The sequence below is a fragment of the Demequina gelatinilytica genome (assembly GCF_000971115.1).
GTDB classification, from domain to species: domain Bacteria; phylum Actinomycetota; class Actinomycetes; order Actinomycetales; family Demequinaceae; genus Demequina; species Demequina gelatinilytica.
This window is the reverse complement of the sequence record NZ_BBLV01000010.1, coordinates 95,353-115,308: the sequence shown is the minus strand read 5'-3', so window position 1 is coordinate 115,308 and position 19,956 is coordinate 95,353. Positions and strand designations below refer to the sequence as shown.

The 19,956-nt window shown below is 72.7% G+C and carries 17 protein-coding genes; 5 read left to right on the top strand and 12 right to left on the bottom strand.

What is annotated here, in order from left to right; all coding sequences use genetic code 11:
- Window positions 1-2: 2 nt before the first annotated feature.
- Both purH and purN read right to left on the bottom strand, forming a co-directional pair.
- Window positions 3-1,553, bottom strand: coding sequence for a bifunctional phosphoribosylaminoimidazolecarboxamide formyltransferase/IMP cyclohydrolase (purH, locus tag AOM00_RS10110; protein WP_062517665.1), 1,551 nt, complete (start codon window positions 1,551-1,553; stop codon window positions 3-5).
- Window positions 1,550-2,200: a phosphoribosylglycinamide formyltransferase gene (gene purN / locus AOM00_RS10105; protein WP_062517664.1), complete on the bottom strand. Its 651-nt coding sequence runs from the start codon at window positions 2,198-2,200 to the stop codon at window positions 1,550-1,552. Before purN ends, purH begins: the two co-directional genes overlap by 4 nt.
- Window positions 2,201-2,250: 50 nt before the next feature.
- On the opposite strand from purN, the gene AOM00_RS10100 reads away from it, so the two are divergent.
- Window positions 2,251-2,673 (top strand): hypothetical protein, encoded by a 423-nt coding sequence (locus tag AOM00_RS10100; protein WP_062517663.1) that lies wholly within the window; start codon window positions 2,251-2,253, stop codon window positions 2,671-2,673.
- Here the strand turns inward: AOM00_RS10100 and AOM00_RS10095 are convergent.
- The 5 genes from AOM00_RS10095 to AOM00_RS10075 all read right to left on the bottom strand — a co-directional run bounded on the left by AOM00_RS10095 (window position 2,645) and on the right by AOM00_RS10075 (window position 8,466).
- Entirely contained in the window at window positions 2,645-3,916 is a 1,272-nt protein-coding gene (locus tag AOM00_RS10095; protein WP_062517662.1) for a cell division protein PerM, read from the bottom strand. The genes AOM00_RS10100 and AOM00_RS10095 overlap by 29 nt on opposite strands.
- Window positions 3,917-4,126: 210 nt before the next feature.
- Window positions 4,127-5,011 (bottom strand): succinate--CoA ligase subunit alpha, encoded by an 885-nt coding sequence (gene sucD / locus AOM00_RS10090; RefSeq protein ID WP_062517661.1) that lies wholly within the window; start codon window positions 5,009-5,011, stop codon window positions 4,127-4,129.
- A gap of 9 nt (window positions 5,012-5,020) precedes the next feature.
- Window positions 5,021-6,190, bottom strand: a complete 1,170-nt coding sequence (sucC, locus tag AOM00_RS10085) for an ADP-forming succinate--CoA ligase subunit beta (RefSeq protein ID WP_062517660.1) — start codon at window positions 6,188-6,190, stop codon at window positions 5,021-5,023.
- Between the two features lie 267 nt (window positions 6,191-6,457).
- Entirely contained in the window at window positions 6,458-7,105 is a 648-nt protein-coding gene (locus AOM00_RS10080; RefSeq protein ID WP_062517659.1) for a response regulator transcription factor, read from the bottom strand.
- Window positions 7,102-8,466 carry a sensor histidine kinase gene (locus AOM00_RS10075; RefSeq protein ID WP_062517658.1) on the bottom strand — a complete coding sequence of 455 codons (1,365 nt, stop codon included), beginning with the start codon at window positions 8,464-8,466 and terminating at the stop codon, window positions 7,102-7,104. The genes AOM00_RS10080 and AOM00_RS10075 overlap by 4 nt, the downstream gene beginning before the upstream one ends.
- Window positions 8,467-8,686: 220 nt before the next feature.
- Here AOM00_RS10075 and AOM00_RS10070 point away from each other — a divergent pair, with 220 nt between their 5' ends.
- Together AOM00_RS10070 and cysM are read left to right on the top strand one after the other, a co-directional pair.
- Window positions 8,687-10,852, top strand: coding sequence for an MMPL family transporter (locus AOM00_RS10070; RefSeq protein ID WP_062517657.1), 2,166 nt, complete (start codon window positions 8,687-8,689; stop codon window positions 10,850-10,852).
- 76 nt (window positions 10,853-10,928) lie between these two features.
- Window positions 10,929-11,834, top strand: a complete 906-nt coding sequence (gene cysM / locus AOM00_RS10065; RefSeq protein WP_062517656.1) for a cysteine synthase CysM — start codon at window positions 10,929-10,931, stop codon at window positions 11,832-11,834.
- Window positions 11,835-11,919: 85 nt separating this feature from the next.
- Here cysM and AOM00_RS10060 read toward each other — a convergent pair whose 3' ends face one another.
- The 3 genes from AOM00_RS10060 to pcrA all read right to left on the bottom strand — a co-directional run bounded on the left by AOM00_RS10060 (window position 11,920) and on the right by pcrA (window position 16,135).
- Window positions 11,920-12,873: an L-lactate dehydrogenase gene (locus tag AOM00_RS10060; RefSeq protein ID WP_062517655.1), complete on the bottom strand. Its 954-nt coding sequence runs from the start codon at window positions 12,871-12,873 to the stop codon at window positions 11,920-11,922.
- 71 nt (window positions 12,874-12,944) lie between these two features.
- On the bottom strand, window positions 12,945-13,526 hold the full coding sequence (locus tag AOM00_RS10055; RefSeq protein ID WP_062517654.1) for a hypothetical protein: 582 nt from the start codon (window positions 13,524-13,526) through the stop codon (window positions 12,945-12,947).
- Between the two features lie 59 nt (window positions 13,527-13,585).
- Window positions 13,586-16,135 carry a DNA helicase PcrA gene (gene pcrA / locus AOM00_RS10050; protein WP_062517653.1) on the bottom strand — a complete coding sequence of 850 codons (2,550 nt, stop codon included), beginning with the start codon at window positions 16,133-16,135 and terminating at the stop codon, window positions 13,586-13,588.
- Between the two features lie 89 nt (window positions 16,136-16,224).
- Here pcrA and AOM00_RS10045 point away from each other — a divergent pair, with 89 nt between their 5' ends.
- Entirely contained in the window at window positions 16,225-16,740 is a 516-nt protein-coding gene (locus AOM00_RS10045; RefSeq protein WP_062517652.1) for a hypothetical protein, read from the top strand.
- Between the two features lie 3 nt (window positions 16,741-16,743).
- On the opposite strand, the gene AOM00_RS10040 is transcribed toward AOM00_RS10045, so the two are convergent.
- Together AOM00_RS10040 and AOM00_RS10035 are read right to left on the bottom strand one after the other, a co-directional pair.
- Window positions 16,744-17,451 (bottom strand): hypothetical protein, encoded by a 708-nt coding sequence (locus AOM00_RS10040; protein ID WP_062517651.1) that lies wholly within the window; start codon window positions 17,449-17,451, stop codon window positions 16,744-16,746.
- A 65-nt stretch (window positions 17,452-17,516) separates the two neighbouring features.
- Window positions 17,517-19,001, bottom strand: a complete 1,485-nt coding sequence (locus AOM00_RS10035; RefSeq protein WP_082096889.1) for a DEAD/DEAH box helicase — start codon at window positions 18,999-19,001, stop codon at window positions 17,517-17,519.
- Between the two features lie 221 nt (window positions 19,002-19,222).
- On the opposite strand from AOM00_RS10035, the gene AOM00_RS10030 reads away from it, so the two are divergent.
- Window positions 19,223-19,912 (top strand): hypothetical protein, encoded by a 690-nt coding sequence (locus AOM00_RS10030; RefSeq protein WP_062517650.1) that lies wholly within the window; start codon window positions 19,223-19,225, stop codon window positions 19,910-19,912.
- The last annotated feature ends 44 nt before the right edge of the window (window positions 19,913-19,956 follow it).

The window sequence follows — 19,956 nt, the reverse complement described above, 5'->3', positions numbered from 1 at the left end:
CCTCAGTGGAAGAAGTGACGCGTGCCGGTGTGGACCAGCGTGATGCCGGCGGACTCGGCGGCCGCGATGACCTCGGCGTCGCGCACGGACCCGCCGGGCGACACGACGGCCTTGACCCCGCCCTCGATCAGCACCTCGAGGCCGTCCGCGAACGGGAAGAACGCGTCGGACGCCGCGACCGAGCCGGCGGCCCGCTCCGTGCCCGCGCGGCTCACCGCGAGCCGGCACGAGTCGACCCGGTTGACCTGGCCCATGCCGATGCCCACCGCGGCGCCGTCCTTCGCGAGCAGGATCGCGTTGGACTTCACCGCGCGGCACGCGCGCCACGCGAACTCGAGCTCGGCGAGCAGCGCCTGGTCCGGCACGGGGCCGGCGACGTGCTGCCAGGCGGCGGTCGCATCGCCGGGCGCGTCGATCGCGTCGACGTCCTGGACCAGCAGCCCACCCGTGATGCGACGCCACTCGGAGGCAAGCGGCGCGGGGTCGATCTCGAGGATGCGCAGGTTCTTCTTCGCGGTGAGGACGGTGATCGCCTCGTCCTCGTAGCCGGGCGCGACCACCACCTCGGTGAAGATCTCCGCGATCTGGCGGGCCGCATCGGCCGTGATCACGCCGTTGGACGCGATGACGCCGCCGAAGGCGCTGACCGGGTCCGTCGCGTGCGCCTTGGCGTGCGCCTCCGCGATGGTGTCCGCGACCGCGATGCCGCACGGGTTCGCGTGCTTGATCACGGCGACCGCGGGGCCGGCGTGGTCGTACGCGGCGCGCACCGCGGCGTCCGCGTCGACGTAGTTGTTGAAGGACATCTCCTTGCCGTGCAGCTGCCGCGCGCCGGCGATGCCGGCACCCGAGCCGTCCGTGTACAGCGCCGCGGACTGGTGCGGGTTCTCGCCGTAGCGCAGGATCGCCTCGCGGGTGAACGATGCGCCCATCCAGGGCGCGAGCGCCGCGGGCTCGTCCTCGGCGTGCGCGGACATCCACGTCGCGACCGCGACGTCGTACTCGGCCGTGTGCTGGAAGGCCTTCGCCGCGTAGCGCGTGCGGTCCGCGACGGTGAAGCCTCCGTGGCCCACGGCGGAGGCGACGGCCTCGTAGTCGGTCGGGTCCACGACCACCGCGACGGACGCGTGGTTCTTCGCGGCGGCACGCACCATGGACGGCCCGCCGATGTCGATCTGCTCGACGATCTCATCGTCGGAGGCGCCGGACGCGACGGTCGCGGCGAACGGGTAGAGGTTGACCACCACGAGGTCGAAGGCCTCGATCCCCAGCTCCTCGAGCTGGCGCACATGGTCGGGCAGGCGACGGTCCGCGAGGATGCCGGCGTGGACGCGCGGGTGCAGCGTCTTCACGCGGCCGTCGAGGCACTCCGGGAAGCCGGTGAGCTCCTCGACCGGCGTGACCGGGACGCCTGCGGAGGCGATGCGCTGCGCGGTCGAGCCGGTGGAGACGATCTGCACGCCCTCATGCGTGAGCGCGGTCGCGAGCTCCTCGATGCCGGTCTTGTCGTACACGGAGATGAGGGCGCGGCGCACGGCCTGACGCTCGGTCATGATTCCTCCTCGGGAGTGGGTGTCGGCGCTCCGAATCGCACGGAGCGTCCCGTGACGGTCCAGCCCTCGCGCGCCATCCGGCCGATCGTGCGGGCCACCAGGACCTGCTCGACCTCCTTGATGCGCGCGTGGAGCGTGGACTCGGTGTCGTCGTCGAGGACCTCGACCGCCGCCTGCGCGACGATGGGCCCGGTGTCCACGCCCGCGTCGACCAGGATGACGGAGCAGCCCGTCACCTTGGCGCCGCCGGCGAGGGCGTCCCGCACCCCGTGCGCGCCGGGATAGGCGGGCAGCAAGGCAGGGTGCGTGTTGACGATGCGGCCGCCGAACCGATCCAGCACCGGAGCGCCGAGCAGCCGCATGAATCCCGCGAGCAGCACCAGCTCGGGGTCGAAGGTCGCGAGGGTGCGTGCGACGGCCTCGTCCCACAGCGCGCGCGACTCGAAGTCCTCGAGGCGGACCACCGCCGTGGGGATGCCGGCCTCGCGCGCGATGGCGAGCGCGCCTGCATCGTCCTTGTCCGTGACGACCCCGACCACGCGGGCACCGAAGGCCTCCTCGCGGGCGGCCTCGATGACGGCGCGGAGGATGGACCCGGTCCCCGAGGCGAGCACCACGACACGCCGGGCGGGGGGAGGGTTTGTCACAGCGCCGAGCCTATCGGCATGCTGGGGGTCACACCGACCGAGGGAGCCGCATGCCGACGACCCCTGCCGCGCCCGAGGTGGGCGCGCGAGCGCGCCGCGCCGTCCGCTGGTCGCTCGTGCTCTTCGCGGCCATGCTGCTGGTCCCGATGCTCGGCACGCTGTGGGGCTACAGCACGCTCCTGCTCGCGCCTGCCTGCGCGACGGCGATGATCATCGCGCTCGTCGGTCTCCGAGGCGTGCAGCTCACCGCGCTCAAGACGATGCTGTGGATCGGGCTCGGGGTATCGGGGCTCGCGCTCCTGTCCGGCGTGGGCCTGGTGATCCTCCACGAGCAGATCGTCGCGCTCGTGCAGTGCCAGGACCGTGCCATCACGCACACCGCGGAGCAGGCGTGCCTCGACGAGTACCTCGACTCCTCGGCGGCGATGTTCGAGCGCTGGGGCCTCAGCGTGCCGGAGCAGCTGCGTCCTTGACGGCGGCGGCGTCGGGCCGCACGCCCGCGAGCGGCACCGGGCCCGTCACGGTCGCATCGTCACCGCGCATGCGGCCACGGGTCCATCGCCACGCGGCGAGCACCCCCCACACGAGCCCGTAGCCCACCATCACGAGCGCGGTGCCGATGAGCGTGACCGGCACCACCTCGGCGCCCACGTCCGCGAGCCGTCCCGGTCCGGCGGAGCCTCGCGACAGCGCCGTGAGGGTCGCGAGCCCCGTGGCGACCGCGAGGATCGCGACGCCCGCGGACTTGGCCGAGTCCCAGTCGAGTCCGATGCGGCGGGACAGCATCGCGCGCGCGAGCGCGGCGAGCGCGACCACTCCCACGGGCGCCCACACCCACCAGCCACCGGAGCCCGACGGCAGCGCGCCGAGCAGGGGCACGCTCGGGAGCGCATCGGTGGTGAGGGTGTCGACCGCGTACAGCGAGCCCGTGCCCACCACGAACCCCGGACCCACCAGCCATGCGACCATCCAGCAGACCATGGTGGGCACGTAGAGCGTCTCCGCGACCGCGAGCGCGCCGGCGCCGAGGGGGTCCATCCGCAGGCTGGTCGCGATCACCGAGACGTGGTCCATCCCGAGCACCGCCCACACCCCTCCCACGGCGGCCGCCGACGCGATCACCAGGGCGAGCGTGCCGAGGCCCAGGCGCAGGCCCGCGCGCACGGGGTCGGGGATGACGTCGAGGATGCGCAGGCGAGCCCCGTAGGCGCGCCAGATGCCCGCGGCGACCGCCGGCGCGGCGATGAGCATGCCCACCAGCGCGGCGCGTGCCGCGGGGCCCGAGCGCAGCCCGTCGGGCGCCCCCAGCCAGCCGATCAGCGCCGCGCCCACCGCGAACGCGGCGACCGCGAGCGCCCAGCTGGCCCAGGTCTTGACCGCGAAGCGACGCGCCACCGCCGCGAGGATCCCCGCGGTCACGAGCGGCAGGCCCAGCGGGATGAGGCTGAGCGTCGCCTGATCGGTCACGAACGGCACGCCGTGGCCCAGCAGCCACAGGTCGGTGGCGATCGCCGTGGCGCCGGACCAGTCGACCGCGGCCGAGCCGTCGAGGCTCGGGGCGCCGGCCACCGCGGCGAGCGCGGGCACCAGCACCACCAGGTAGGACAGCACCACGCCCTGCACGCCCGTGAGCAGGCCGCCCATCCAGCCGGGGATCGCGGCGCGGATACGCGCGAACAGCGGCAGGCGCGAGCTCTCGGGGCGGGGGGTGGGCATGGGGTCAATGGTCACCCGGGCGGGGCACGATGCGGCGGACCGCCACGCGCTCCTCGCTCCCACTGCCCCGGTCTCGGGCCTCGCTGACACATGCGTGCCCGCACAGCGGCGTGTGCGGGCACTCATGTGTCAGCGGGGCACCGCCGAGGGACCGCCGACGTGAACGGGGCCCGGGCGCTCGCGCACCCGGGCCCCGCATCGTCCGTGCGCTCAGGCGCCGGTGAGGATCTCCCGCATGAGGCGCGCGGTCTCCGACGGGGTCTTGCCCACGCGGACGCCGGCGGCCTCGAGGGCCTCCTTCTTCGCCTGCGCGGTGCCGGCCGAGCCGGACACGATGGCGCCGGCGTGGCCCATGGTCTTGCCCTCGGGCGCCTCGAAGCCGGCCACGTAGCCCACCACGGGCTTGGTGACGTGCTCCTTGATGTACGCCGCGGCGCGCTCCTCGGCGTCGCCGCCGATCTCGCCGATCATCACGATCGCCGCGGTCTCGGGGTCGTTCTCGAACGCCTCGAGGCAGTCGATGTGGGTGGTGCCCACGATCGGGTCGCCGCCGATGCCCACCGCGGTGGTGAAGCCGATGTCACGCAGCTCGAACATCATCTGGTAGGTCAGCGTGCCGGACTTGGAGACCAGCCCGATCCTGCCGGGGCCCGTGATGTTCGCAGGCGTGATGCCCACGTTCGACTGGCCGGGCGTGATGAGCCCCGGGCAGTTCGGTCCGATGAGCCGCGTGCCCTTCGACTGGGCGTACGCGAAGAACTCGGCCGTGTCCGCGACCGGCACGCCCTCCGTGATGATGACCACCAGCGGCATGCCGGCGTCGACGGCCTCGATGACGGCGGACTTGGTGAACGGCGGCGGCACGAACAGCACGGACACGTCCGCGCCGGTGGCCTCCATCGCCTCGGCGACGGTGCCGTACACGGGCACCAGCACGTCGCCGGGGAACTCGACCTCGGCGCCCGCCTTGCGCGGGTTGACGCCGCCGACGACGTTGGTGCCGGAGGCGAGCATGCGCTGCGTGTGCTTCATGCCCTCGGAGCCGGTCATGCCCTGGACGATGACCTTGGACTCTGCGGTGAGGAAGATGGCCATGGTTTCTCCTTACTCTGCCGCGGCGGCGAGCTCGGCGGCCTTGGCCGCGGCGCCGTCCATGGTCTCGACGATGGTCACGAGGGGGTGGGCGGCGTGCGCGAGGATCGCGCGGCCGTCCTCGACGGCGTTGCCGTCGAGCCGCACGACGAGCGGCTTGGTCGCCTTGTCGCCCAGCGCCTCGAGCGCGCCGACGATGCCGTCGGCCACCGCGACGCAGGAGGTGATCCCGCCGAACACGTTGACGAACACGCTCTTGACCTGCGGGTCGTGCAGGATGACGTCGAGGCCGTTGGCCATCACCTCGGCCGACGCGCCGCCGCCGATGTCGAGGAAGTTCGCGGGCTTCTGACCGCCGAACTGCTCGCCCGCGTAGGCGACCACGTCGAGCGTGGACATCACCAGGCCCGCACCGTTGCCGATGATGCCGACGGAGCCGTCGAGCTTCACGTAGTTGAGGTTCATGTGCTTGGCCTTGGCCTCGAGCGGGTCGGCCGCGGCCTTGTCCTCGAGCGCCGCGTGGTCCGCGTGGCGGAACTCGGCGTTCTCGTCGAGGGTCACCTTGCCGTCGAGCGCGATGATCGAGCCGTCCTCGGTGCGCACCAGGGGGTTGACCTCGACCAGCGTCGCGTCCTCCTCCTTGTAGACGGTCCACAGCTTCTGGATGACGCCCGCGACCTGGTCGCGCAGATCCGCGGGGAAGCGCGCCTCGTCGACGATCTCGTAGGCCTTCGCCTCGTCGATGCCCACCAGCGGGTCGATGGCGACCTTCGCGAGGGCGTCGGGCCGCTCGACGGCGAGCTGCTCGATCTCCATGCCGCCCTCGACGGAGCACATGGCGAGGTAGCGGCGCTCGGCGCGGTCCAGGAGCACGCTGAAGTAGAACTCCTCGGCGATCGCGGCACCCGCGGCGATCATCACGCGGTGCACGGTGTGGTCCTTGATGTCCATGCCGAGGATCGCCTCGGCGTAGGCCTCCGCCTCGTCCGGCGTCTTGGCGACCTTGACGCCGCCGGCCTTTCCACGTCCGCCCACCTTGACCTGCGCCTTGACGACGACCACGCCGCCCAGCTGCTCGGCCGCGGCGCGTGCCTCGGCGGGGGTCTCGGCGACGATGCCCGGGAGCACGGGTACGCCGTGCTTCTCGAACATGTCGCGCGCCTGGTACTCGTACAGGTCCATGCACTGTCCTCACGCGAAGGGCGCGCCCTCGTCGGCGCGCTGGTCCGATGCTGCAGGGCTCATGCTACCCACGTCCGGGCCCCGTCCGGGACCATCGTCCCGGTGAATGTCGACAGAATTGTCGCCAATCTTGCGGGCGTTCGCCGACAATCCCCCGGCATCGCGAACGGCCCCGGCCCCGGCTCGCCCGTGTGTCGGCTGGTAATCCGGGCGATCTCCGGGCCCGTCGCGGCACGATCCGTTCGGACCGTCCGCGGACGCGGGAGGTCAGGCCCCCGCGGTCTCCCCCGGCGCCACGAACCCGCTCTCGTACGCCGCGATGACCGCCTGCGTGCGGTCGCGCACCCCGAGCTTCATGAGGATCGAGGCGACATGCGACTTCACCGTCTCGACCGACACGAACAGCTCGGACGCGATCTCGCCGTTCGAGCGCCCTCGCGCGAGCGCGCGCAGGACATCCTCCTCGCGCTCGGTGAGGTCCGGCAGGCGCTGCGCCCCGCGGCTCGAGAACCGCTCGATGACGGCGCGCGTCGACGCGGGGAACAGCAGCGACTCCCCGAGCGCGACCACACGGATCGACTCGATCAGCTCGGCGGGCGGGATCCGCTTGAGCACGAACCCCGAGGCGCCCGAGCGCATCGCGTCGAACACGTACTCGTCCACCTCGAACGTGGTGAGCACCAGCACCCGGGTCGCGATCCCGCGTGCCACGATCTCGCGCGTCGCGCTGAGCCCGTCCATGCCGGGCATCCGCACGTCCATGAGCATGATGTCGGGCCGCTCGGTCTCCGCGAGCCGGATCGCGCCGCCGCCGTCGCCGGCCTCGCCGACCACGTCCCAGCCCTCCTCGGACCCGACGATGGCGCGCAGACCCATCCGCACCAACGGGTCGTCGTCGACGATCGCCACCCTCATGCGCGCACCTCCACGCGCAGATCGTCCCACGTCGAGCCGGCTCCCGCCGGAGCGATCGTGGAGTCGAGCGGCAGCAGCACACGCACCCTGAAGCCGCCGTCCGCGGCGGGGCCGATCTCGGTGCGGCCGCCCATGAGCGTCACGCGGTCGCGCATGCCCGCGACGCCGCGACGCGGGCCGTCCCGGCGCGCCTCCTCCGACCGCGACCCGGGCGCGGGGGGCCCGTTGACCACCTCGATACCCAGCGCATCGTCCTCGCGCTCGACCCGCACGCGCACGGCTGCGCCCGGCGCATGCCGCGCCGCGTTGGTGAGCGACTCGCGCACGATGCCGAAGGCCGCCCGCCCGATCGCGGGCGGCACGGCACGCGTGTCGAGCTCCGCATCGACGTCGATGCCCGCCTCGCGCGAGACCTCGACCAGCCCCGGGATGTCCTCGATGCCCGGCAGGGGCGCGCGCTCCCCCGTCTCGTCGCCCCGGATGGTCGCGATGATCCGGTCGAGCTCCCCCATCGCGGCCCGCCCGCGCTCCTCGATGGTGCGCAGCGCCTGGCGCGCGAACTCGGGGTCCGAGTCGAACACGTGCGCGCCCGCGCCCGCCTGGACGATGTTCATGGTGATCATGTGGCCGATGCTGTCGTGCAGCTCCTGATCGATCCTCACCTGCTCCTCGGCGAGCTCGGCGCGGGCCGTGGCGGCGCGCGCCACGTCGCGGTCGCAGATCCCGAGCGCCCAGCCCGCGATCCACCGGTGGAGCTCCGCGAGCGCCCGGACCATCCACGCCGGCGCGGGCAGCAGCAGGATGAGCACGGGGCTCCCCACCGCGACCCAGAAGACGACGGTGTCGACGATCCGCTGGGCGTCGGCGTCGTCCGCCTGCAAGCCGATCGCATCGCTCCAGCCGAGCAGGTGGAGCAGCGCGATCACCATCGCGGCGACCAGGCTGAGGGGCAGCACGAGCTGCACGATCGCGAACGCGAAGGCGACGGGCGCGAGCACGATGCGGGCGAGGATCCACGCGAGCACGCGCCATGACTGCGGGTCGTGGAAGGACGCGAGCGTGCGCCGGATCAGGGTGGCGTCCGCGGGCACCCGGAGGGGTGCGGGACCGGGGATGTCGTCCTGGAGCAGCGCCGCCGCGAGCCTGCGCTCGGCCGCGCCGATGACGCGCATCGAGGACTGGACGCCGATGAGCACCAGCACGCCCACCCAGATGATCGCGAGCCCGATGCCCACCGCGTAGCCGGTGACCGCGTACGTGAACAGCACGATCGCCATGGGCAGGCTGATGAGGAAGTACACGACCGCGAGCCAGGTGCGCGCCTGCCACATCGCGGCGAAGTAGCGTCCAAGAGCGTTCATGAGGACATCGTGCCTCGCAGGCGGCCCGCGGGGCCTCCTCCACCCGGAGGTTCCCCTTCCCCCGCACGGGGGAACCGTCGGCGCCCCTCCCCCGGCGGGACCACGCGAGGTTCCCCCGCGAGCGATGTCCGTTTCGCCCCTGAGCGGGCTGAGACCAGGGTGCTCGCCCACCTAGCGTCAGGTTCAGTCGGGACCTCCCGGCGATCTCGAGGAGGGGATCATGGAACTAGGCATCACCGGGCGCATCGCCCGCGCCGCGGCCGCACGGCCGTGGCTGACGATCACGGCATGGGTGCTCGCGCTCGCCGCCGCGATCGTCGCGGCAGGGGGTCTCGGCGACGCCCTCACCCAGGACGACCGCGTGCTGGTCGCCACCGACTCCGACACCGCCGAGCAGCGGGACTCCCAGCTGCGCGGCGCGGACTCGGCCACCGAGCGCGAGACCGTCGTGGTCTCGGCGGACACCGCGCGCTGGGGCGACACGGAGTTCACGGCAGCGATCGACCGCGTGGTCGCAGGCCTCGAGGCGCTGCCCGACGTCGAGTCCGTGACCGCGCCCACCGCCGAGCAGCCGTTCCCGGTCTCGGAGGACGGCAGCGCCGTGCTGGTGACCGCGGAGGTGCAGGCGGGCTCCGACACCGTCGCGCAGGCGGTCGAGGACGCGACCGACGCCGCCGTCTCGGCCGGCTTCACGCTGCGCAACGTGGGTCCCCTCACGGGCGAGCTCGCCTTCGACTCGATGGCCGAGGACACGCTCGTGCGCGGCGAGGCGATCGGGATCGGCGTCGCGCTCGTGATCCTGGTGGTGGTGTTCGGCGCGCTCGTCGCGGCCGGCCTGCCGCTCATGATCGCGATCGTGTCGATCATCTCCGCGGTGGGCGCCACCGCGATCGTGGGTCAGGCGGTCGAGCTGTCCTTCTTCATCGTCAACATGATCACGATGATGGGCCTCGCGCTCGGCATCGACTACAGCCTGGTCGCGGTGCAGCGCTTCCGCGAGGAGCTCGCGCACGGCCGCACCGTCAAGGATGCGGTCGCGATCACGGGCCAGACCGCGAACCGGGCGATCCTGTTCTCGGGCGTCACCGTGCTGATCTCCCTGGTGGGGATGCTGGTGGTGCCGTCGACCATCATGCGCTCGCTCGGCGCGGGCGCGATGATCGTCGCGCTCATGGCGGTGATCTCGGCGCTCACGCTGCTGCCGGCGGTGCTCCGCCTGCTGGGCCACCGCGTCAACCGGGGCCGCATCCCGACGGCGCACCCCGGCCGCGAGCCGCGCACCTGGACCGCGATCGCACGCGCCGTCACGGCGCGTCCGGCCATCTCGGCGACCGCGGGGCTCGCGGTGCTGCTCACCCTGGCCCTGCCCCTCCTGTCGATCCGCCTCACGTTCCCCGGCTTCGAGTCGCTGCCCGAGGACAACGAGCTGCGCCAGGGCACCGAGGTGCTGGTCGACGACTTCGGGATGGGTCAGTCCACGACCATGATCGCGGTGGACGATGCGGGTGGGGACGCCGCGGCCATCGACGCCCTGGCGAGCGTGGTCGAGCAGGACCCCGCCTTCGCCGAGACCACCGTGGACTGGCGTGCGGGCACGGCCTTCATCGACGCGCGCGGCGTGTTCGACTCCGCCGACCCTGCCGCGGACGAGGCGGTCGAGCGCCTGCGCGAGGAGATCGTCCCCGCGGCGCTCGCCGGCACGGGGGCGACCGCGTACGTGGGCGGCGACCAGGCCGAGGCGGTCGACTTCCGCGACGTCATCGTGGACAACGTGCCGCTGCTGCTCACCATCGTGCTGGGCGCGAGCTTCCTGCTCCTGCTGGTCGCCTTCCGCTCGCTCGCGATCCCGCTCACCGCGATCGCGCTCAACGTGGTCTCCGCGGCGGCGGCGTTCGGCCTGCTGGTCGCCGTGTTCCAGTACGGATGGGGCGCCGAGCTCTTCGGCTTCGCCCAGGTCGACGGCATCGCGCCGTGGATCCCGGTGTTCCTGTTCGCAGTCCTGTTCGGGCTGTCGATGGACTACCACGTGTTCCTCATCAGCCGCATCAAGGAGCGTCACGACGCGACGGGCGACACCCGCGATGCGGTGGTCTTCGGGCTCTCGCGCACGGGCTCGCTCATCACGGGCGCGGCGCTCATCATGGTCGCGGTCTTCCTGGGCTTCTCGCTCGGGGACATGGCCGAGTTCCAGGAGATGGGCTTCGGGCTCGCGGCCGCGGTGATCATCGACGCGACCGTGGTGCGCACCATCCTGGTGCCGTCGCTCATGACCCTCCTGGGCGAGCGCAACTGGACGCTGCCGCGCTGGCTCGGGTGGCTCCCGCAGGTCTCCGTCGAGGGCTCTGCACCCGAGCCGCCGCGCGAGAAGGAGCTGGCGCGGGTCTGACCCCGCCGCACGATGCCCCGGTCGTCCGACCGGGGCATCGTCGCGCCACCGCCCCCGCGTCCGCTTCACTAGGGGCATGCGCGACTATCCGACCATCGAGGAGACCATCGGCCGCACGCCCCTGGTGAGGCTCCAGCGCCTCGCCGGTGAGGCCGCGGAGCGCGGCACCGTGGTGCTCGCGAAGCTCGAGGGCACCAACCCCGCGGGCTCCGTCAAGGACAGGCCTGCGCTGTCGATGATCGAGGCCGCCGAGGCGGCGGGACGCATCCGCCCGGGCGACACCGTGATCGAGGCGACGAGCGGCAACACCGGCATCGCCCTCGCGATGGTGGCCGCGGTGCGTGGCTACGCGATGGTGCTGGTGATGCCCGCGGACCTGTCGGTCGAGCGGGCGCGCACCATGACCGCCTACGGGGCGCGGCTGGTGCTCACGGACCCGGCCGGCGGCATGGAGCTCGCGCGCACCACCGCCGACGCGATGGAGGCCGCGGGAGAGGGGATCCAGCTGGACCAGTTCGCGAATCCGGCGAACCCGGCGGCGCACGTCGCCGCGACGGCCGAGGAGATCTGGGAGCAGACCGGCGGCCGCATCACGCACCTCGTGTCCTCCATGGGAACCACCGGCACGCTCACCGGCACCGGTCGGCGCCTGCGCGAGCTCAGCGACGCGGTGCGCATCGTGGGCGTGCAGCCCGAGCCCGGCTCGCGGATCCCCGGCATCCGCGCGTGGGAGCCGGAGTTCCTGCCGCGCATCTTCGACCCGACCGTGCCGCACGAGGTGCGCAACGTGAGCCAGGACGATGCGACCCGCACCACGCGCGCGCTCGCCCGCGAGGAGGGCATCCTCGCCGGCATGAGCGCCGGCGGCGCGGCCCACGTCGCGCTCGGGCTCGCCGCGACGGAGCACGACGCGACCATCGTGTTCATCGTCCCCGACCGCGGCGACCGCTACCTGTCGACGGATCTGTTCGCGGAGGACTGACCTCCTCACGCGCCCTGCGAGGTGCTGAGTGCCCGTTCCGGCCCGTTCTGGGCACTCAGCACCTCGCAGGGCACGGACGTCGGCCTCAGCCGACGCCGAAGCGGTTCGCGGTCTCCTTGATCGAGCGGGCGGAGGCCTCGAGCGCGGCCTTCTCCTCGTCGTCCATCGGGGTCGCGGCCTGGTGCTCGATGCCGTTGCGGCCGATCACGGCCGGCAGCGACATGCAGACCTCGCCCACGCCCGGGTAGTCGATGAGCGTCGAGACGGGCATGATGCGGCGCTGGTCGCCCAGCACCGCCTCGACGATGCGCGCGCCGGCGGCGCCGACCGCGTAGTTGGTCGCGCCCTTGCCCTCGATGATCGTGTAGGCGGAGCGCATGACGTCGTGGTGGATCTGCTCGCGGACCTCGGGGGTCATCACGATCTCGCCGTCGCGTCCGCGCCAGTCGACCAACGGCTGGCCGCCGATGGTGGCCGAGGACCACAGCGCGACCTCGGAGTCGCCGTGCTCGCCCGCGATGTACGCGTGGACGTTGCCCACCGCGATGTCGCAGTAGTCGGCGATCTGGTGGCGCAGGCGCGACGTGTCGAGGGCCGTACCGGAGCCGAACATGCGGCTCGGGTCCATGCCGGACTTCTTGATCGCGGCGTAGGTCACCACGTCCACGGGGTTGGTGACGAGGATGTAGATCGCGTTCGGCGCCGCCTCGAGCAGCGGCGGCAGCACCTTGTCCATGAGGCTGATGGTCGCGCCCGCGAGATCCATGCGGGTCTGCCCGGGCTGCTGCTTCGCGCCCGCCGTAATGACCACCACGTCGGAGTCCTCCACCACGCCGATGTCCGACGAGCCGAGCACCGTCGCCTCGGGCATGAACTGGATGCCCTGCGCGAGGTCGAGCGCCTCCGCCTCGACCTTCGCCGTATTGATGTCGTACAGCGCGACCGTGCGCGCGAATCCGCGCATCAGGCCTGCATACGCCAGGGTCGAGCCCACGGCTCCCGCGCCGACGATCGACACCTTCGAGGTCTTGTCCGACATGCCACCCTCCCTGGGTTCCGGTCCAGGATGAGCCTAGCCGTGCCGGACGATGCTCGCCGCGCCGCGCGAGGTCACGCGAGGTCGAGGCACAGGGTCGCGAGCGTGCCGGAGCCGACGGTCGACATGGTCCCGCCGTCGAGGAACGTGAGCCCCTGGTCCACCTCGAGGCACCACAGCGGGCCGCGCGTGAGGCCGCCGGCGATGGCCAGCACCAGCCCGGAGCCGTCGACCGCCTCGACGCCCTCGTCCGTCACCACCTGGAGCCGCACGCCGGTGCCGCCGCAGTCGACCGCGACCGCGCTGGTCTGCTCCTGCCCGGCGTTCCACTCGGAGCACTCCCCCGTGGGCGTGAGGGCGCCGAACCCGTCGGCGATCTCGGCGGCGCGCTCCCCGCACCGGGGATCCTGCGCGACGCCGAGGCGCGCGCCCGTGACCTCGACGTCGGTGAGCCAGGAGATCCCGAGCACGTCCACGAGCGGACGATGCACGGTCGCGGTGAGCCCCGCGGTCACCGTCGCGGTCCCGCAGCCGTCCGTCTCGGTGTCCTCGATCGTCGACGCGAACTCGGAGGGCGCCGTGGAGACCTCGGAACCGACGAACGGCACGGGTACGGCGACCGCCGCCAGGACCACGGCCGCCACGGCGACACCCACCCGGACTCCCCTGCGCATCGTCCCCCCAGAGATATCTGGGGGAACGCTAGCGCCGGGCGCTACAGCTTGTCGAGGGAGTTGAAGCGCAGCACCAGGCGCTTGACCTCGCCGCCGAAGTCGACCTTCACCACCGCGTTGCGGCCCACGCCCTCGGTGCCCACGACCTTGCCCATGCCGAACTTGTCGTGCAGGACGCGCTCGCCGACCTCGAAGCCGATGTCGCCCCCGCCCGAGCCCGGCGGGCTCGGCGGGACCCGGCGCGTGGTGACCGCGCCGGCGCGGGAGTACGTGTTGCCGTCGCCGCGGTCCTGGTTGCCGCCGTAGCCCATGCCGGACCACGCGCCACCGCGCGACGAGCCGCGATCGGACCGCTCCCGCAGCGAGCTCATGGTCACCGCGGCGCGCGTCCACTCCATGAGCTCGTCGGGGATCTCCTCGACGAACCGGCTGGGCCCGAAGTACTGCGGGGCGCCCCAGCTCGAGCGCGCTTCGGCGCGCGTGAGGTACAGCCGCTCGCGGGCGCGGGTGAGGCCCACGTACGCGAGGCGGCGCTCCTCCTCCATGTCCTTGGTGTCGCCCGACTCGATCGACCGCATGTGCGGGAACGTGCCGTCCTCCATGCCCGTGAGGAACACCACTGGGAACTCGAGGCCCTTCGCGGTGTGGAGCGTCATCATCGTCACCACGCCGCCGCCGCCGTCCGCGTCGGGGACCTGGTCCGCGTCCGCGACCAGCGCGACCTTCTCGAGGAAGTCCGCGAGCGTGCCGTCGGGGTTGTCCTCGGAGAACTCACGTCCCACCGCGACGAGCTCCATGATGTTCTCGATGCGGCTCGCGTCCTGCGGGTCCTCGCTCCTGCGCAGGCTCGCCAGCAGGCCGCTGCGGTCGGCGATCGCGTCGAGCACTCCGGCAGGGCCGTTGTCCTTCGCGAGCGCGCGGAGGTCGTCCATGAGGCGCACGAAGTCCTCGATGGCGCGCTGCGAGCGCGCCTGGAGCCCCGCATCGTCCAGGTGCCTCAGCGCCACGCCGAAGCTGGCCTCCTGGCCCGCCGCGACGAGCGAGCGGCGCACGCCCTCGACCGACTCGACCGCGGTGTCCCCGATCCCGCGCTTGGGCTCGTTGATGATGCGGCGGGTGGCCACGTCGTCGTCCTCGTTCACCACGGCGGCGAGGTACGCGAGCATGTCCTTGATCTCCTTGCGCTCGTAGAAGCGCGTGCCGCCGACCACCTTGTAGGGGATCTCGGCGCGGATGAAGCGCTCCTCGACCGCGCGGGACTGCGCGTTGGCGCGGTACATGATCGCGATGTCGTTGGGCTCGATGCCGTCCTCGTCGATGAGGCGACGGATCTCCGTGGCGATGTACTGCGCCTCGCCCTGCTCGGTGTCCGCGGCGTAGCCCTTGATCTTCTCGCCCGCGCCCGAGTCCGTCCACAGGTTCTTGGGGCGTCGGTCGGAGTTGTTCTGGATGACCGTGTTCGCCGCGGTGAGGATGTTCTGGGTCGAGCGGTAGTTCTGCTCGAGGCGCACGATGTGCGCGTTCGGGTAGTCCTTCTCGAACTCCATGATGTTGCGGATGGTCGCGCCACGGAACGCGTAGATCGACTGGTCGGCGTCACCCACGACGGTGAGCTCGCCAGCCGGGAGGCTCGCGTCGTCGGCGGGGCCGACCAGCTCGCGCACCAGGACGTACTGCGCGTGGTTGGTGTCCTGGTACTCGTCGACCAGGATGTGGCGGAACCGCTCGCGGTAGGCGCGCGCGACCTTGGGGTGCTCCTGCACCAGCTTCACGGTCTTCACGATGATGTCGTCGAAGTCGACCGCGTTGGCCGCCTCGAGACGCCGCTGGTACAGCGGGTACGCGGTCGCGGCGGCGTGCTCGATCGAGAACTTGGACGCCATCGAGGCGCCGGCCAGCGCGACCTCGGGGTCGATCAGCTCGTCCTTGAACTTGCCGATGCGGCCCAGGATCGCCTTGGGCGTGAACTTCTTGGGGTCGAGGTTCAGCTCCTTCATGACCAGCTTCATGAGGTTGACCGAGTCCGACGTGTCGTAGATGGAGAACGTGCCGCTGAGCCCCGCGAGCTGGTGGTCGGCGCGCAGGATGCGCACGCACGCGCTGTGGAACGTCGCGACCCACATGCGGCGCGCCTCGGGGCCCACGAGCGCCTCGACGCGCTCGCGCATCTCCGCCGCCGCCTTGTTGGTGAACGTGATCGCGAGGATCTGATGGGGCCGCGCGCGGCCCGTCTCGAGCAGGTGGGCGATGCGGTGGGTCAGCACGCGCGTCTTGCCGGAGCCGGCGCCCGCCATGATGAGCAGCGCCTCGCCCTCGTGGGTGACGGCCTCCGCCTGGGGGCCGTTGAGCCCCTTCACCAGGGACGATGCGTCACGCACCGGCCGGTTCGCCGCGGGTTCCGGCCGGTGGTGGCCGGCGAGGATCGGGGCAGGAGGGATCCAGGCGTCCTCCGGCTCGGGCTCGTACGCCTCCTCCGGGGCCGGCTCGAAGTCGGGCTCGGGCCACGCCTCCGGCTCGGGCGCCTGCTCGGCGGGCGTGCTGGGCTGGGGCTCGTGGGGGACCGAGCCGTCGAGATCGAAGAGCGCATCCATGACCCGAGAATTCTAGGCGCTCGGGCGGACACCGCCGCCGACCGTCCACCGCCCGCCCACCCCGTCCCGGGCGCCGGTAGCCTCGCGCCATGCGCCGCCTCGCCGCCCTCGCCATGCTGCCCCTGCTCGTCGCGTGCGCGGGCGGGCCCGAGCCCGACGCGACGGCGTTGGAGACGTGGACGCCCATCCCCGACCGCGCCACCGAGGTGGCATGCGGCGACCTGTGGGCGGAATGGGCAGATGGCACCGTCGAGGCGCCGGAGCGGTGCTGGACCTTCGAGGAGACGGACGCGCTCCACTCCACGTTCCGGACCATCGCGGACTCGTACGCCGACGCGGTGGGGGGCGCCGCGGAGGCCGCCCCCGCCTGCGCGCCCGCCACCGCGACCAACCGCGCCGTCGGCTGCAGCGCCACCTGGCGCATCGGCGATCGCTACGTCACCGTCGCGACCTCGGTGACCCTGAGCTGGCTGCAGGAGTCCGTCGCCCAGGAGCCCCCGGTGGACGTCATGGACCCGGGCGTGCCGGGCACGCACGAGCTGACGGTGTGGATCGCGGATGCGGCACCGGTCGACGAGATGGGCCTCTACACGGAGCCCGTCTGACGGCTAGGCGCCGCGCGGGACCGTGCCGTGGCGCTCGAGGTCGGTGAGGGCGGCATCGGCGATGCGTCGGACGCCGGGGTCCTCGTCGTACTTGCTCAGCCCCAGGAGCGCGCGCCAGACCTCGCGGTCCGCGGGCGCACGGCCCTCGCACGCGAGCATCGAGTAGCACAGCGCGTACAGCGAGCGCATGTCCGGACGGCGGTCCTCCGACAGCCCCTTGAGCCGCGGGATCAGGTCCGCGAGCGCGTCGACCCGGCTGCTGCGGATCGCCGCATCGGACTGCTCGTCAGGTGCGGGCTCCTGCTCGGGCCGTGTGGCGCGGAGGCTCCGTCGGCTGGGGGCGGCGGCATCCTCGCGCGGGCGCGGCGCGGGTGGTACACCCCCGGAGAGCGCCCCGCCGCCGCGCGAGTCGGATCGGCGCGGCAGCGGCTTGGGGCCCGTCTCCGCGGGCACCACGCGCACGTCCGTGCTGGCCTCCGCGACCGCGAGCTCCGCGAGGCGCCTGAGCACCACCGCGGGGTCCACGGGCGCGGGAACCTCGGGCGCGATCCGCGCCCGAGGCACGCCTGACGCAGGCGTCGCCGACGTCCAGAACTGCGGGGCCTTGAGCGGATCCGCGTCCGGGCGCGCCGCGTAGGCGCGCGGGAGGTCCGCCTGCGCGAGGCGTCGCCCTCCCGCGGCCGCCCCCTCAGCTGCGCCCGCGTTCGACACCCTTGCAGGCTATAGCCGCGTCATCCCTGGAACAAGGGGGATGACGATACGTATGAAATGTACGGTCAGCGGGAGCGGCGGCGGTTCGCACCGGAGCCGCCACGCGCCGAGAACGCCGCGGCGCCGCCGGACGATGCGCCGGTCCCGGTCGCCTTCGGCGCACCCTGGGTGCGTCCCGCCGAGCCGCCCGACTTGGCCGCGCCCTGGCCCCGGGCCTGCCGGCCCTGACCCTGCGCGGCGGTCGAGGCGCCGCCCTGCCCGCGTCCGCGACCACCCGAGCGGCGGCCGCGTCCCGGACGGGATCCACCTGCGGAACGGCCGTCCCCGGGGTGCGAGGTGTGGTGCGACTGCGGTGCGGCGGCCTGGCTCGGGGCGACGTGCGGCGCGACCTCGCCGACCAGGCGGGTCACCGGCGCCGACGAGGCGTTGACGGCCTGCGGGCGCACCGAGATCTTGGCCTTGCGGAGCAGCTGCTCCGTCTCCTTGCGCTGCTCCGGCATCACGACGGTGACCACGTCACCTGCCGAGCCGGCACGCGCGGTGCGGCCCGAGCGGTGCAGGTATGCCTTGTGCTCGGCCGGCGGGTCCACGTGGACCACCAGCTCGATGCCGTCGACGTGCACGCCGCGCGCCGCGACATCGGTCGCGACGAGCACGCGCACGCCGCCGCCGGCGAACGCCGCGAGGTTCCGGTCGCGCGCGGCCTGCGACAGGTTGCCCTGCAGCTCGACCGCGGGGATCCCCGCGGCCGTGAGCTGCCGTGCGAGACGCTTGGCCTGGTGCTTGGTGCGCGTGAAGAGGATGCGGCGGCCGGTGCCCGAGGCGAGCGCCTGGACCACGTCCTTCTTGGCATCCGCGCCGTCGACGTGGAAGACGTGGTGCGTCATGGCCTCGACCGGGCTCGACGCATCGTCCACCGAGTGCAGGATCGGGTTGTCGAGGAAGCGCTTGACCAGCTTGTCCACGCCGTTGTCGAGCGTCGCGGAGAACAGCAGGCGCTGACCGCGCTGGGGGGTCTTGCTCATGATGCGGGTGACGCCGGGCAGGAAGCCCAGGTCGGCCATGTGGTCGGCCTCGTCGAGCACCGTGACCTCGACGGCGTCGAGAGACACGTGCCCCTGACCCATGAGGTCCTCGAGGCGTCCCGGGCACGCGACGACGATATCGACGCCGCGCGCGAGCGCCTGCTCCTGGCGGCGCTGGCTCACCCCGCCGAAGATGGTCGCGGTGCGCATGCCGTACGCGGCGGCCAGCGGCGCGACCACGGCGTCGATCTGGGTCGCGAGCTCACGCGTGGGGGCGAGGATCAGGGCGCGCGGGCGTCCCGGACGCGCCTTGGCACGACCAGCGCCGAGGCGCGCGGCGAGCGGGATGGAGAAGGCGAGCGTCTTGCCCGAGCCGGTGCGACCGCGGCCGAGGACGTCGCGGCCCGCGAGCGTGTCGGGCAGGGTGTCGACCTGGATGGGGAAGGTCGAGGTCTTGCCGTCACCCTCGAGCACGTCGGTGATCGGGGTGGGCACGCCGAGCTCGGCGAAGGTGGTGGAGGACATGGGTGCCTTTCTGGGCAGCCACCGGCATCCGCGTTCGCGCGGCACCGGGGAAGGTGGCGAAGGCGGAGGTGTCCGCTCTCGTTCGCCGAAGAGAATTTCTACGAGCCGCGCCGCCATGAGGGTCGGGCGCCGGCGAGAAGTGGAAGCAATCTGCGACGCAGGAGGGCCGTCGACGGCCCTGCAAGTACGCCCAGGGTAGCAGGCGGGCGCACAATCCCCTCATGACCTTCATGCCCGCAGGCGGCCGAGGCGAGCATCGCTGGCCGGCCGTGGCCGCGCTGCTCGTCGCGCTCGCGCTGTATCTCGCACTTCCGTCGACCTTCATCCCCGGGCTCCGCTACACGGTCGCGGGCATCGGCGTGGTGCTGCTCGTGCCGCTCGTCGCGGTGAACCCGGTGCGTCTCCATCGGCAGACGGCATGGTCCCGCGGGCTGTCCGTGGGGCAGGCGCTGCTGCTTGCGGTCGCGAACCAGGTGGCCCTGGTCGCGCTGGTCCTCACGCTCGTGGACCCTCCCGCCGGCTCGGGAACCCGCCTGCTGCTGTCCGCCGCGCAGGTGTGGCTCACCAACGTGATCGCGTTCGCGCTGGTGCTGTGGGAGCTCGATCGCGGCGGGCCCGTGGTGCGCCGGGCCCTCGCCCGGCACGAGCTCCCGGCCGCGGATCTCCGATTCGCCCAGGACGAGGACCACGATGCGATCGCGGAGGTCGCGCTCGCATCGTCACGCGTCGCGGACTGGCGGCCGCGGTTCGGCGACTACCTCTACACGTCGCTGTCGAACTCGATGGCGTTCTCGGCCTCGGACTCGATCCCGCTGTCGGGGCGGGCCAAGGCCCTCCTGGGCCTGCAGGCGTTCTCCGGCTTCGTGCTGCTGGCGCTGGTGATCGCGAGGGCCGTGTCGCTGTTCAACTGAGCCGCCCCGACGCCCGACCTCCGCTCCGCCCCCGCCTCCCGCCC